This window comes from Helicobacter burdigaliensis (assembly GCF_003670295.1).
Lineage (GTDB): Bacteria > Campylobacterota > Campylobacteria > Campylobacterales > Helicobacteraceae > Helicobacter_D > Helicobacter_D burdigaliensis.
The window spans coordinates 14,923-28,847 of the sequence record NZ_QXJG01000011.1; the positions used below are offsets into that span (position 1 = coordinate 14,923).

Annotated in this window: 12 protein-coding genes and 1 tRNA gene; 10 read left to right on the forward strand and 3 right to left on the reverse strand. The window is 33.8% G+C overall.

Translation table 11 applies throughout. From position 1 onward, the window contains the following. Nucleotides 1-27: 27 nt before the first annotated feature. The 4 genes from pseH (EBF09_RS05495) to EBF09_RS05510 are packed head-to-tail and all read left to right on the forward strand — an operon-like array spanning nt 28 to nt 2,937. The gene (gene pseH, locus EBF09_RS05495) at nt 28-534 is read left to right on the forward strand and encodes a UDP-4-amino-4,6-dideoxy-N-acetyl-beta-L-altrosamine N-acetyltransferase (protein WP_121764134.1); all 507 of its coding nucleotides are present in this window, start codon (nt 28-30) and stop codon (nt 532-534) included. Between the two features lie 48 nt (nt 535-582). Next, nucleotides 583-1,674: a UDP-4-amino-4,6-dideoxy-N-acetyl-beta-L-altrosamine N-acetyltransferase gene (pseH, locus tag EBF09_RS05500; RefSeq protein ID WP_121764135.1), complete on the forward strand. Its 1,092-nt coding sequence runs from the start codon at nt 583-585 to the stop codon at nt 1,672-1,674. 53 nt (nt 1,675-1,727) lie between these two features. Beyond that, a complete protein-coding gene (gene hisF / locus EBF09_RS05505; protein WP_121764136.1) occupies nt 1,728-2,498 on the forward strand; it encodes an imidazole glycerol phosphate synthase subunit HisF in 771 nt (256 codons plus the stop codon). A 7-nt stretch (nt 2,499-2,505) separates the two neighbouring features. Further along, entirely contained in the window at nt 2,506-2,937 is a 432-nt protein-coding gene (locus EBF09_RS05510) for a YqaA family protein (RefSeq protein WP_121764137.1), read from the forward strand. Nucleotides 2,938-2,951: 14 nt separating this feature from the next. On the opposite strand, the gene EBF09_RS05515 is transcribed toward EBF09_RS05510, so the two are convergent. Genes EBF09_RS05515 through EBF09_RS05525 form a run of 3 tightly spaced genes read right to left on the reverse strand, consistent with a single transcriptional unit; the run spans nt 2,952 to nt 6,523 of the window. Continuing rightward, nucleotides 2,952-3,503 carry a UbiX family flavin prenyltransferase gene (locus EBF09_RS05515; protein ID WP_121764138.1) on the reverse strand — a complete coding sequence of 184 codons (552 nt, stop codon included), beginning with the start codon at nt 3,501-3,503 and terminating at the stop codon, nt 2,952-2,954. Next, nucleotides 3,500-4,396, reverse strand: coding sequence for a flagellar basal body P-ring formation chaperone FlgA (flgA, locus tag EBF09_RS05520; RefSeq protein WP_121764139.1), 897 nt, complete (start codon nt 4,394-4,396; stop codon nt 3,500-3,502). Before flgA ends, EBF09_RS05515 begins: the two co-directional genes overlap by 4 nt. Then, nucleotides 4,397-6,523 (reverse strand): heavy metal translocating P-type ATPase, encoded by a 2,127-nt coding sequence (locus EBF09_RS05525; protein WP_121764140.1) that lies wholly within the window; start codon nt 6,521-6,523, stop codon nt 4,397-4,399. A 170-nt stretch (nt 6,524-6,693) separates the two neighbouring features. Between EBF09_RS05525 and EBF09_RS05530 the strand changes: the two genes are divergently transcribed. From EBF09_RS05530 to EBF09_RS05550, 6 genes are all read left to right on the forward strand, one after another. Next, nucleotides 6,694-7,719 (forward strand): ribonucleotide-diphosphate reductase subunit beta, encoded by a 1,026-nt coding sequence (locus EBF09_RS05530; protein ID WP_121764141.1) that lies wholly within the window; start codon nt 6,694-6,696, stop codon nt 7,717-7,719. Then, nucleotides 7,709-8,431 (forward strand): carbon-nitrogen hydrolase family protein, encoded by a 723-nt coding sequence (locus EBF09_RS05535; protein ID WP_198672546.1) that lies wholly within the window; start codon nt 7,709-7,711, stop codon nt 8,429-8,431. The genes EBF09_RS05530 and EBF09_RS05535 overlap by 11 nt, the downstream gene beginning before the upstream one ends. Next, a complete protein-coding gene (locus EBF09_RS05540; protein WP_121764143.1) occupies nt 8,432-9,061 on the forward strand; it encodes a protein-L-isoaspartate(D-aspartate) O-methyltransferase in 630 nt (209 codons plus the stop codon). 64 nt (nt 9,062-9,125) lie between these two features. Beyond that, nucleotides 9,126-9,225 (forward strand) — tRNA-Sec (locus tag EBF09_RS09085). 68 nt (nt 9,226-9,293) lie between these two features. Beyond that, nucleotides 9,294-12,911: a DNA translocase FtsK gene (locus tag EBF09_RS09495; protein ID WP_332870711.1), complete on the forward strand. Its 3,618-nt coding sequence runs from the start codon at nt 9,294-9,296 to the stop codon at nt 12,909-12,911. A gap of 171 nt (nt 12,912-13,082) precedes the next feature. Then, nucleotides 13,083-13,904, forward strand: a complete 822-nt coding sequence (locus tag EBF09_RS05550) for a substrate-binding domain-containing protein (RefSeq protein ID WP_121764144.1) — start codon at nt 13,083-13,085, stop codon at nt 13,902-13,904. The last annotated feature ends 21 nt before the right edge of the window (nt 13,905-13,925 follow it).

Consider the following 13,925-nt stretch of genomic DNA (forward strand, 5'->3'; position numbering starts at 1 on the left):
AAATTTGATTTTAGCAAGGCTTCATCTATGATAAGATTAAAAAATTTCACAAAGCTAAGCAATGAAGAAACAATAAGGGTGCTTTCATGGCGTAACCACCCAAAAATCGCTCCTTTTATGAACAATACTTTAGTAAGCCAAAAAGAGCATTTAGAGTTTTTAGCTAGTTTAAAAACTTCTTTAGATAAAGAATATTTTTTGGTTTATAATGAAGAAATCCCCATAGGTGTGATAGATTTTATAGATATTAAAAGAGGGGATTCTTGTGAGTTTGGTATTTATTCTAATCCTAATTTGAGTGGGTGTGGCAAGTTATTAATGGAGATTTTGTTAGAATATGCTTTTAACAATCTAAAAGTAAAAGAGATAAAAGCACAAGTACAGTGTGAAAACATAAAAGCAATGAAGCTCTATGCTAAATTTGGCTTTATAAAAATTGGAGAAAAAATGATGAATAATAAAAAATTAAATCTTATCAAACTAGATTCTTTATTTTATTATAGTAGCGGGGGGGGGGGAGCAATTAACCCTTAGTAGAGATATACAAAATCTCTTCTTTATCCTAGAGTTTAGGAGGGTTGCATGAAAGTAGCCATTCTAACTTCTAAAGATCAGTGGTTTGTCCCCTATGCTAAAGAGTTGGCAGAAAATCTTCAATGTCCTTTGTATTTTTCTCATAAAGACTTTATAGAATCTTATGAGATTGTTTTTATCCTTTCATACCATTTTATAATCCCTAAAGAATTTTTAGAAAATAATAAACACAATCTTGTAATCCATGCTTCTTCTTTGCCAAAAGGCAAGGGTTGGTCGCCGATGTTTTGGCAGGTTTTAGAAGGCAAGAGTGAGATAGTCTTTAGCCTTTTTGAGGCAGATTGTGGCATAGATAGTGGGGATATTTATCTGCAAGATGCGCTAAAATTGAGCGGTTATGAACTCTATGAGGAACTAAGGGAGCTTCAAGCTAGAATGTGCCAAAAAATGTGCTTAGATTTTTTAAAAAAATATCCGAATATAGAATCTAAAAAGCAAGTTGGAAGTGAGAGTTTTTATCAAAAACGCACAAAAGAAGATAGCAAGCTAGATATAAAAAAGAGTATAGAGGAGCAATTTAATCTTTTAAGGATTGTAAGCAATGAGGAGTTCCCTGCGTTTTTCTATAAAGATGGTAAGAAATTTATCATAAAAATCTATGATTCTAGCGGGGGGGGGGGGGCAAAAATAGCACTTGTTGATTATTTGCAGATAGATAGGGAAGAATCTTTAGAGGTTTTGCAAATGAGAAACCAAAAAAGCGTAAGAGAATTTTTATATAACAAAGAAGAAATTACGCTAAAAGAGCATTTAGAATTTTTAGAAAGTTTAAAAAAGAGCACAAAGAAGTATTTTTTAATTAAATTTCAAAATAAAAATTTAGGAAGTATTAATTTTGAAATTAAAAAAGGGATTGTAGAATTTGGATTTTATGCGAATCCTTTTTTAGAAGTTGCTGGTATTGGGAGGATTTTAGAGCAAATTTCTATTTTTTATACCTTTTTTGTGTTGCATAAAGAAATTTTAGAGCTAGAGGTATTTAAAGAAAATAGAGCGGTGGTTAATCTACATAAAAAATTTGGTTTTAGAATGGTAGAAGAAAAGGAGAGAATTTTAAGAATGCAGCTTAAAAAATATTAGTTTTAAAGTGGAATTTGCTAGTATAATGCAAAAATTTTTTAAAAGTGGTTAAAATGAGTTTGAAATTGGCAAAGCGGATTATTCCGTGTCTTGATATTAAAAATGGACGCGTAGTTAAGGGTGTGAATTTTGTGGGTTTGCAAGATGCAGGAGATCCTGTGGAGATTGCAAAGCGGTATAACAAAGAGGGTGCTGATGAGCTTGTGTTTTTGGATATTACAGCGACACATGAGGGCAGAGGGACGACACTAGAGGTTGTGAAAAATGTGGCAAAAGAGGTTTTTATACCTTTAAGCGTGGGCGGGGGAATAAGCACGCTAGAAGATATTTATAATCTTTTAGATGTGGGTTGTGATAAGATAAGTCTTAATTCTAGTGCGATTAAAAATCCCGCACTCATTAGCGAGGCTGCAAAGTGTTTTGGTTCTCAATGTGTTGTAGTGGCCATTGATGCAAGAAAAAAAGAAGGTAAAGAAGATGAATGGGAAGTTTATACACATGGTGGGAGAAATAATACAAAAATAGATTTAAAAGCATGGGTAAAAGAGGCACAAGAGAGAGGAGCGGGGGAGATTTTGCTTACAAGTATGGATGCTGATGGAACAAAAGCTGGGTATGATTTAAAGCAGTTAAAAGAAATTTCTTCTTTAGTGAGAATCCCACTTATTGCAAGTGGGGGTGCTGGAAGTAAAGAGCATATTTATGAAGCATTTGCAGCAGGGGCTGATGCGGCACTTGCAGCTTCAATCTTTCATTTTCAAGAGATTAAAATCAAAGATTTAAAAGCTTATTTACATAGCAAAAATATCCCTATGCGTTTGTAAGGGGAGCATGGAAGCATTTTTGGAGAGCCTTGGGCTTGTTGGACTATTTTTCATCTCTTTTCTTTCAAGTACTCTTTATCCGCTAGGTTCAGAAATTTTTGTGGTGTTAGCACTTAATTTAGGCTATGAATCTTTAAATGTATGGATTGTGGCGACTTTAGGGAATACGCTTGGAAGTCTTAGCACCTATCTTTTGGGATTTTTAGGGAAAGAATACTTAATCAATAAATACTATTCCAAAACCTATGCTAAGCTTCAAAAACTAGAAAATTTCATTAAAAAATATGGCTTTTTATGTGCGTTTTTAACATTTTTGCCTTTTATAGGCGATGTGTTTGCCTTAGGACTTGGGGTTTTTAAATATTCCTTTAAAAAATGTATTTTCTTTATCGCACTTGGCAAAGGGGTGAGGTATTTAGCCCTCATTGCCCTTTTTTAAACTTATTATTCTTTTTAGCTTTGCCATCTTTTGTAGTTAGAGGGAATGCCTAAAGAATCGCACCATTTTCCGATTAAAAGTTCTTCTATTTCTTCTAAGTTTTTGCCTGCATAATAGCCTAAAATCGGAGGAGCAATAATCACATTTAAGCGAGCAAGTTTTAGCATATTTTCTAGCACAATCGCACTTAGGGGCATTTCACGCACAGCTAGAAGTAATTTTCTTTGCTCTTTTAGCATAACGCTTGCAGCACGACTTAGGAGGCTATCACAAATCCCACAAGAAATTTTAGCCAAAGTATTTTGCGAACATGGAATAATCGCCATAGCCTCACACACAAAAGAGCCACTTGAGATACAAGCGCCCAAATCCTCATTATCTAAAATTTCTAAATTTTCTATTTGTTTTAAGAGATGAAAACCCTCTCTTTCTTCGTTTTGTAAAACTTTTTTAGCCCCTTTTGTAATTACGCAATATTTTTCTAGCTCTTTTGGGAGGGCTTGTATAAATTTATAGCCCAAACTTGCTCCACTTGCTCCGCTAATCCCAATAATCAAACGCTTCATAAGAGTTTGCCTCTTCCTTTGCCTATGATTTCTACTTCATAAGTTTTTTTGCCTTGCAATGCTTTAGCTTTAATCACATCGCCAATGGCGGCATTTTTTTGTGCTTCTAGCACAAACTCTAAAAGAACCCCATTTTCTTTTACACTAATAACGATTTTATCCCCCTTTTTAACCACTCTTTTAGCGATTAATCTATCTTTTGTAAGCAATGTATCACTGGGTGTGTAAGAACGCAAAGCTACGCGCCCTAAATCACTTTGCTCCATTAAGGCCACCCCTATTTTGTCAAAAGGGATTTTTTCTATTTTGGTATTAGAGTAGTTTAGGGGTTCTCCTCCACTTAGTGGAGTGTTTGTTTTGAGAACATTTAAAGTGGCATCTATTGTGTAGCGGAAGAAGATTTTTCTATTTCTTCCTTCATTAAAGACAACCACATCAAAACTCCCTTCTTTGCGTTTTAGGAGCTTTTTATTAAAATCAATTTCTTTAATATCTTCTTCATTAAAGTCAATAGGTGTCATTTGCTCTATTGTAAGATCGTTGATAGCAATTCCATTTTTGGCATATTCTTGCAAGAAAAGTCCTAAAATATGGTTTTTTATGCCTTCTGTGTTTGCATTAATGGCTTTTTTAAAAGTTACTAAAGCACTTTTGGCGCCTACATGCATTCCTTCTTGTTCAAATTTATCAATAAGTTGTGTGCTTTTGATTTGATAGCCATTAGAGCTTTTTGGAATCTCTAAAATCAAAAAATCATTTTCTATATCTTTAAAAATATCACTTGCATAGATTTTGTTGTTTTGAAAATAATAAGTTTCTTCCAAGATTTTAAAATCTAATGCAAAGATGTGTTGCAAACTAAAAAGCCATAAAAATAAAATTATTTTTTTCATCTATTTATCCAAATTTATTTTAGAGATTCTAAGTGCATTTAGAACCACACTAACCGAGCTAAACGCCATAGCCGCTCCTGCAAATGCAGGTTGTAAAACTATCCCAAAAAAAGGATATAAAATCCCAGCAGCTATTGGAATAAGCACTAGATTATATACATAAGCAAAGAATAAATTTTGCTTAATATTTTTTAAAGTAGCAAAAGAAAGTTTAAAAACTTCTACAATGCCCTTTAAATCATCTTTTAACAAAAGCACATCGCCCACTTCTTTTGCAAGTTCAGTAGCATTGACAAAAGAGATTCCAAAGCTAGCTTCTTTAAGTGCGAGTGCATCATTAATCCCATCTCCTACAAAGCAAACCTTTCCTTTTTGGTTAAGCTTGGCTATTTTATCCGCTTTTTGTGTAGGATTAATTTGTGCGTAAAATTCTTCTATTCCTAAAGTTTTGGCAATTTTTTCTACACTTTGTGTGTTATCCCCGCTTAAAATCACAGGAGTAATGCCTAAGGCTTTTAAAGAAATAATCATCTCTTTTGCTCCCTCTTTAATGCTATCTTGCAGATAAAAAAGTGCTAGAAGTTCTTTTTTGTTGCTTAGGGCGATTAGATTTTCTCTTTTTACTTGAAGATTTTTACCCAAAATCTCTTCAATCCACTCTAATGCTCCTAAAAAATATTCTTCATCTTTGTATTTTGCTCTAATTCCTTTGGCGATTAAATATTCTTTTTCTTCTAATTTTAGGGGTTGCAAATCTTGTGTGTAGTTAATGATGGCCTTAGCTATGGGGTGAGGATTATGCTCTTGCATCGCTTTAGCTAGGCTTAAGATTTCTTCTGTATTTGAGGTAAAAAACTCTACATTTTTTAGGCTAATTTCTCCTTTGGTTAGAGTGCCTGTTTTATCTAAAGCGATAAATTTAATCTCTTTTGCTTTTTCATAGACATCAGGATTCTTGATTAAAATTTCACTTTTTTTAGCACGCATAGAAGCACAAACAATCGCTAAAGGCACAGCAAGTCCTAATGCACAAGGGCAGGATACAACTAAAATTGCTGCTACTATACTAAGCACAAAAGAGATTTCATAACCCAAAAAAAGCCAAATGAGTGCAGAAATGATGCTTAAAAGCACAACGCTTGGCACAAAAATAGAAGCAATTTTATCTGCTAATGCACCAATAGGGGGTTTTTGTGTTTGGGAGAGTTCTAAAAGATCTAGCATTTCATAGACAAAAAATTCACTAGAATCTTTTGTGGCTTTTATATATAACTCCCCATTTAAAAGCACGCTTCCACCCACTACTTCATCGCCTGTTTTTAAGACTTTAGGCATCTCTTCTCCATTAATATGAGCGCTACTTACTTCTGCTTCTCCTTTTAAGATTATTCCATCAAGTGGGATTTTTTCTCCACTGACTACTAGACAAATATCTTCTTTTTTAATCTCTTTTATCTCACACCATAAAGCCTTATCTTCTACTATTTTGCGTGCTTTTTGGGGTAAGATTTTAGCAAGGAGTTCTAGTTCATCGCTTGCTTGTTTTTTAGCACGGGATTTTAAAAATTCTCCTAAAAGCACAAAGCAAATTACCGCACTGGATCCTTCAAAATAATACCCCCCTTCATCTCCTAAATACATTAAATAGAGTGAATATAAATAGGCCACACTTGTGCCAAGTGCGATTAGGACATTCATATCTGCACTTTTTGTTTTAAAAAAGCTTTTTGCTCCTACATAAAAAGGATATGCACAATAAAATTGCACAATACTTGCCAAAATAAGCTGCACTAATCCGCTTAAAAAGCCATGAAAACCACCCATGTGTAAAATAAAAATACTTAAAAATAAAGGCACAGCTACAAAAAGACGCTTTTTAAGTCCTTGTATGTAGGCTATTTCTAGCTCTTTTGCGTTATCTAATGAGGCAGGAAAGCCATAGGAAGTGATAAGATTCATAATTTCTTGTGGAGTAAGCTTTGTGCTATCATAAGAGATTTTTGCTCTTCCGCTGATGGAATTAATTTTAATTGCACCAATACCACTCACACGCTCTAGGCTATGAGTGATGGTGGCCGAACATGCAGAGCAGTGCATTCCGCTAATATTTAATTTCACAACTTCCATTTAGATTCCTTAAGTTTAAATAAAATATTATCTTAGCTTTGGTAAATACTAAAATAATAATTGTATTCATAGTAATATAATATTATACTTAGAATATTCAAGCTATAATCTCACAATTTTTTAAAAAACTAAATTTTAGTTTTAGTTATTTATATGGAAGTAGGAATAATATGATAGGTAGAAAAAAGATTTATAACCCAAACTCTACAGAGGGGGTAAATGAACGCAAGATATTTGGTGGGAATCCCACAAGTATTTTTGAGCTTAATAAAATCAAATACCAATGGGCTTACAATCTTTGGAAAGTAATGCTTGCAAATTCATGGTTTCCAGAAGAAGTGAATATGACACAAGATAAAAGGGACTATGCAGATGGGCTAACACCTGAAGAAAAAGTAGGCTATGATAGGGCTTTAGCACAGCTTATTTTTATGGATTCTTTACAAACTAATAATTTAATTGATAATGTGAATCCTTATATCACAAGCCCTGAAATCAATCTAATCTTAGTGCGTCAAGCGTTTGAAGAAGCACTGCATTCACAAAGTTATGCGGTAATGGTGGAATCTATTTCGGCAAATACCGATGAGATTTATGAGATGTGGCGGACAGATATGCACCTAAGAAGCAAGAATGATTATATTGCAAATGTGTATGAAGAGCTTGCTAAAAACCCAACAGAAGAGGCATTGCTAAAGGCTATGTTTGCAAATCAGATACTAGAAGGGATTTATTTTTATTCAGGTTTTGCATTTTTTTACACACTTGCAAGAAGTGGTAAAATGCTAGGAAGCGCACAAATGATAAGATTTATCCAAAGAGATGAGGTTACGCATTTGTTATTGTTCCAAAATATGATTAACTCTTTAAAAAAAGAAATGCCACATCTTTTCACAAAATCCTTAGAAGAAGAGGTAATAGAGATGTTTAGGGAGGCAGTGCGAGTGGAGACTGCATGGGGGGAATACATCACTCAAGGGCAGATTTTAGGGCTAACTGGAGAGATTATTCAAGAGTATATCCGCTATTTAGCAGACGATAGATTAAGACGCGTGGGCTTACCTATTTTATATAATGCAAGCCATCCTATTAAATGGGTGGAATCTTTTAGTTCATTTAACGATCAAAAGACTAATTTCTTTGAAGGAAATGTTACAAATTACGCAAAAGGGAGTATAAATTTTGATGATTTCTAAGCAACTTTACACACTACAAGTAAAAACTAAGCAAAATTTTGAGGAGAATTTAAACCATTTAAGAGAGCTGATTATAAATTGCGAGGAGGATTCTATTATCCTAGCACCTGAAGTTTGTTTGACAAATTTTTGCTATCAAAGAATGGAAGAGGCTAGTGAGTTTGCTAAGAGTGCAACAGAGATTTTATTGCATTTATCAAGCTCTAAGACAATCATTTTAACGATGATTGAAAAATATAAAGGGGGTTATTATAATAATCTTAAGGTTTTTCATAAGGGCGAGTTGCTTCATAAGCAAAGCAAAAATAAGCTTTTTCCTTTAGGAAATGAGCATTTGCATTTTGAAGCAGGGGGATTTGATGAGATTTCTCCTTTTAGCATTGATGGGTTAAGATGTGGGGCTATTAATTGTTTTGAGCTTCGTTTTATTGAAATATGGCAGAGATTAAAGGGATGTGATTTACTCTTTGTTCCTGCGCAATGGGGAAAAGAAAGAAAGGATCATTTTGAAGCATTGATTAAAGCACTTGCAATTACTACTCAAAGCTTTGTAGTTGCAAGTGATGGAGCTAATGATGCTATTGCTAAAGGAAGTGCGATTGTTACGCCTTTTGGTTATGTGAATTTAGATGATAGCAAAGAAATCATTACGCTAAAAGCAAATTTTGGAGATGTTGCAAAGGTTAGAAAATTCATAGATATAGGGCTTTAAATGCAAGGGTTAAAAGCTGCTAATATGGTAAGGGAAATTATTGCTAAATTTCCTTTGGATTCTAAAGTGCAAAATGCTTTGCTTGGAGTTAATCGTGAGCTTTTTATGCCAAAGGGTTTTGTTCCCCATGCTTATAGTTTAGATGCCTTGCCTATGGGTGCAAATCAATGGATTAGCTCTCCGCTTACTGTGGCAAAGATGACTCAATATCTTCAGTTAGAAGGTGCAGATAGTGTTTTAGAGATTGGTTGTGGGAGCGGTTATCAAGCGGCTATTTTATCTTTGATGGTACGACGCGTATTTAGTATAGAAAGGATTGAGCGACTTTTAAATGAAGCTAGAATGCGTTTTAAGCAATGTGGATTAAACAATATTCACACAAAGCTTGATGATGGCACTTTGGGTTGGAGTGCTTATGCGCCTTATGATAGGATACTTTTTTCAGCCTTTATTGCCGAGATTCCACAAGAAATTATTAAGCAACTTAGTGAAGGGGGTATTCTTGTAGCTCCTATTCAAAAAGAAAATTGTCAAGTTATTACGCGTTTTGTTAAGAGAAACAATGTTTTAAGAGTGCAAGATGAGTTAGAGGTTTGTTCTTTTGTGCCTATTTTAAAGGGTATAGAATAGCTAAAAACTTTCTTTTTGATTTAATTCCCATTTTAAGCATTTTTTAGTAAAATTGCAAAATTTTGGAGGGTAAATGTCACTGGTGGGCATCGTGGGCTTCAAACCCATTTTGAGTGGGCAGGTGTCTGTCTGCTGGGGAGTTCGATTCTCTCACCCTCTCGCCAAATAAAATTTATAGGATTTAACCATTAAAAAAATAAATAAAGAATTATTAAATTATAAAAATATTGGAATGATTGTTTTAATAATTGCAGGACTTCTATCTATTATAGGGGCTTTTAATTTTTTAGGAAGCACATTAAAAGCTTATAGTGATTTGCATTTTAAAGTTTTTGGATATTTGGGGTATCTATGGCTTTTTGGTTTAGCATATCTTTTTACTTTACCTAAACCCAAAACACAACAAATCTTTTTTGAAAAACTCTTAGGGGTTGTAATTGTTTTTATTGCAATCCTGATTTTACAAGGGCTTTTTATAAAAGATTCAGGGATTTTTAGTAAAGCCTTTAATAGTGTTTTAACGCCTATTATTACTCCTATTGGGGTATTTTTACTCACTCTTTTTCTTTTGCTTTTTGGGATAAGCTTTTTAAAGCAACAAAGTTTAAAGGATATAATTAGTTCTTTTGCCTTAGATTTACAAAAAGAGCTTAAAGAAATGTTTGGTGCTAAAGCTTCTTTGAAAACAGAGAAAAAACCTTTAAAATATAAAGCTTTTTTGCAAAGTGTGAAAGACTTTTTTACTCTGCCTACTAAAGATTCAAACAAGCAAGAGCCACGCCCATTGACTTTAGAAGAGTTGATTGCAGAAAGTGCTAAAGAGGGCACTCATGAAGAAAGAAAAGAGATAAAAAAAGAAAATGTAGAAGAAATACAAGAAGATTTAAGGCAAGATTCCTTAGAAGAAGGCTTTAATCCTAGTATTGATGAAGAAAGGCAAGGGGTAGATTTACCAACTTATGAAACTTTCTTAAAAGAAGAACAAGATAAGCAAGAAAAAGAAATAGAAATTAAAGTTATTTCTGCAAAAGATACAAAAAGTAGTATTTCATCAAATAATGGATTTGTGCAAATTAACCCCCAACAAGTGCTAGAAAAGTTGCAAAAAATTGATAATCTTTTGCATAAAACAGAGGAAGAAGAGAGTGATTGTGTTAGGATTGTGCCAAAACCTATCCAAGAAGAAATTGTTAAAAATGATTTTGAAGAAGTAGAAATTCAAGAAGAAAGTCCTATAAAAAAAGACTTTAAGCCCATTAAATCCTATCCCAAGAATCTTTATTCTACAAAGCCTTTTAGTGCTCTAAAAAAGGAAGTAGAAGAAAAGCAACAAGAAGCAAAACTTCCTAATACTATTTTTTACTATGAAAAAACAGAACAAGAATCTTTGGGAGTTTTAGAGCAAACAGAGCAAAATTTGCAACAAACTATGGAAAATGACTTACAAGATATTCAAAACGCATTAAGCAATGAATTACAAGAAGCACAAAAAGCACTAGAAAATAGAACACAAGAAAGTGAACTTTCACAAATTAAAGAAGCCATTAAACCACAAATGCTACAAGCACAACAAGACTTAGAGCAAAGAGAGCAAACCTTTGAAGAAGATGAAAGCACATTTATAGAAGCACAAAACAACCAAGATGACTTACAAGATATTCAAAACGCATTAAGCAATGAATTACAAGAAGCACAAAAAGCACTAGAAAATAGAACACAAGAAAGTGAGCTTGCACAAATCAAAGAGGCTATTAAACCACAAATGCTACAAGCACAACAAGACTTAGAGCAAAGAGAGCAAACCTTTGAGGAAGATGAAAGCACATTTATAGAGGAAAAAGAAAGCCAAGAGTTGTATCAAACACAAGCTACTTTGGGGCATATGGATATTCTTAAGGAAAGAGAAGAAGTTAGAAATGCTTTCAATAAGGAATTACAAAGTCCTAAAAACTCCATGCCATTTTTTAATTATGCAAAACAAGATTTCAAAGAAGAAAAAGAAGAAGTTGAAACAAGCTTTGCTATGCCTAATTTTGCAAGTTTTAATGCAAGTTTGCCAAGTTACAGACAAGATTTTAAAGAAGTTCACAAGAGCGAAGAAGTGGCAGTGCAAAATGCTCCAAAATTAGAGCAAGAGCAAGTAATTAAAGAGGCTAAGGATATGCAACCTACTCTAAGCGAAGCTTCAAGCATTGATGTGGCCTCGCCAAAATATACAAAAGAACAAATCCAAAATCCAAATGCAATTCATCAAATAACACAAGATTTTATGGAGCAAACAGAAAAAGAAGCACCACAGGTTTTAAAAGAACAAACTCCTATGAATCTTCAAAGTGCACCTATGGATTCACAAAATTTACAAATCCCTCAAGCAGTTTTAAAACCAAAAGCATTAGAGGAAAATCAAGCGCTTTTAAAAGAGCTTACTTTAAATGATGAAAGCACACAGATAGAAAATAAGGATTTTATTTTGCCTCCGCTTGACTTTTTGCAAACCCCAAGTGAAGAGAGAGCAGAAGTTGATGAGAGCGATATTGATAGAAAAATCAACGATCTTTTAAGTAAGCTAAGAATGTTTAAGATTGAAGGGGATATTGTCCGCACTTATTCAGGACCTATTGTTACAACCTTTGAATTCCGTCCAAGTCCTAATGTAAAGGTTTCTAGAATCTTAACGCTCCAAGATGATTTAGCAATGGCTCTAAGGGCTAAAACTATCCGTATTCAAGCACCTGTCCCAGGAAAAGATGTGGTGGGGATTGAGATCCCTAACCAACACATTGAAACCATTTATCTAAGAGAAATTTTAGAAAATGATTTGTTTAAAAATTCCACTTCGCCTCTTACTTTAGCACTAGGAAAGGATATAGTAGGAAATCCTTTTGTAACCGATCTTAAAAAGCTTCCACATTTGCTAATTGCAGGAACTACGGGTAGCGGTAAGAGTGTTGGGATTAATGCAATGATTCTTTCTTTATTGTATAAAAATTCCCCAGATACATTAAAACTCATTATGATTGATCCTAAAATGTTAGAATTTAGTATTTATAATGATATTCCACATCTTCTAACCCCAGTAATTACGCAAGCTAAAAAAGCTATTATTGCATTAGATAGCACGGTTAAAGAAATGGAGCGAAGATATAGTCTAATGAGTGAAGCACGCACTAAAAATATAGAGGGCTATAATCAAAAAGCACTGAATGAGGGCTTTGAGCCTTTCCCTTATATTGTAGTGATTATTGATGAGTTAGCAGATTTAATGATGACAGGAGGTAAGGAAGCAGAAGTTTCTATCTCGCGTCTAGCACAAATGGCAAGAGCAAGTGGAATCCATTTAATTGTAGCAACCCAACGCCCAAGTGTAGATGTAGTTACAGGACTTATTAAAGCAAATCTCCCCTCACGCATTAGTTATAAAGTAGGGCAAAAAATTGATTCCAAGGTAATTTTAGATACTTTTGGGGCTGAATCACTTTTAGGAAGAGGGGATATGCTTTTTACTCCTCCAGGTGGTGGGATTGTGCGTTTGCATGCTCCTTGGAGTAGTGAGAGTGAGATTGAAGAGATAGTGGAGTTTATAAAATCTCAAAGAGCACCCGAATATGATGAAACTTTTATGCCAAGCGAAGATGAGGCTTTAGGGCTTAATTATGAGGGTGAAGTAGATGAACTTTATGAAGAGGCAAAACGCATTATGTTAAATGAAGGCAAGACTTCTATTAGTTATCTTCAAAGAAGGCTAAATATCGGTTATAACAAAGCAGCAAATATTGTAGAACAAATGCAGGCTAAAGGATTTTTAAGTGCTCCAAATTCTAAGGGGGTTAGAGAGATATTAAATTCCTAATCTATGCTGGATATAGATTAATTAAAAGCTCTAAGATGTAAGCTTTGGCAAATATGTGTTTTGTGGCTTTTAATCTTCTTTATATAAGTTCACAAATATTTTACAAATAGAAATCTTTGTTTTTACAAGCCTTTTTTATACTTTCATAAATTTAAAGCAAAGGATAAATTTATGAAAAAGTATTTTTTAGGAATGCTAGCTGGGTTAAGCCTTAGTGCAAGTGTGACTATGGCGGAGAATATTCACCCAATTTCTAGGGAGATGGGTTCTGGGACAAGAGGAGCTTTTGTAGAGATTTTTGGTATCTTTAAAGATGTAAAAGGAAAGAAAATTGATGCAATTTCAAAGAGTGCAGAAGTTACAAATTCCACGGGTGTAATGATTACAAGCATTGCAAACTCTAAAAATTCCATAGGTTATATTTCATTAGGTTCTTTAAAAGATAATGTAAAAGCATTAAGCATTGATGGGGTAGCACCAAGCGTGGAAAATATCAATAATAAAAGCTATAAAATTGCAAGAAATTTTAATTTAGTAACTAAAAGCACAAATCCTTTAATGGAAGATTTTTTAAGCTATGCAGTATCAGCTAAAGATGTTATTGAAAAAGCAGGTTATATTGCACTAAAAGAAGCGACTTTTAAGAGTAAAAATCCTAGTGGAAAGCTTGTAATTGCTGGTTCTAGCTCTATTACTCCACTTGTGGAAAAGTTAGCAGAAAGCTACAAGTCTATCAATCAAAATGCAACCATAGAAATCTTGCAATCTGATTCTACAACAGGTGTAAATTCAGTAGTTGATGGCTTGGCAGATATTGGTATGGTTTCTCGTGATGTGAAAAAGGGCGAACTTGATAAGGGCATTAAAGTGCAAGTTTTAGCAGTAGATGGCTTAGCAATTATTGTAAATAAAGAAAACAAGTTAGACAACATCTCAAAAGAGAATGTCAAAAAAATCTTCACAGGAGAAATAAAAGAGTGGGAGAAGCTCTAAGCTTTTCTTGCTACCCATATA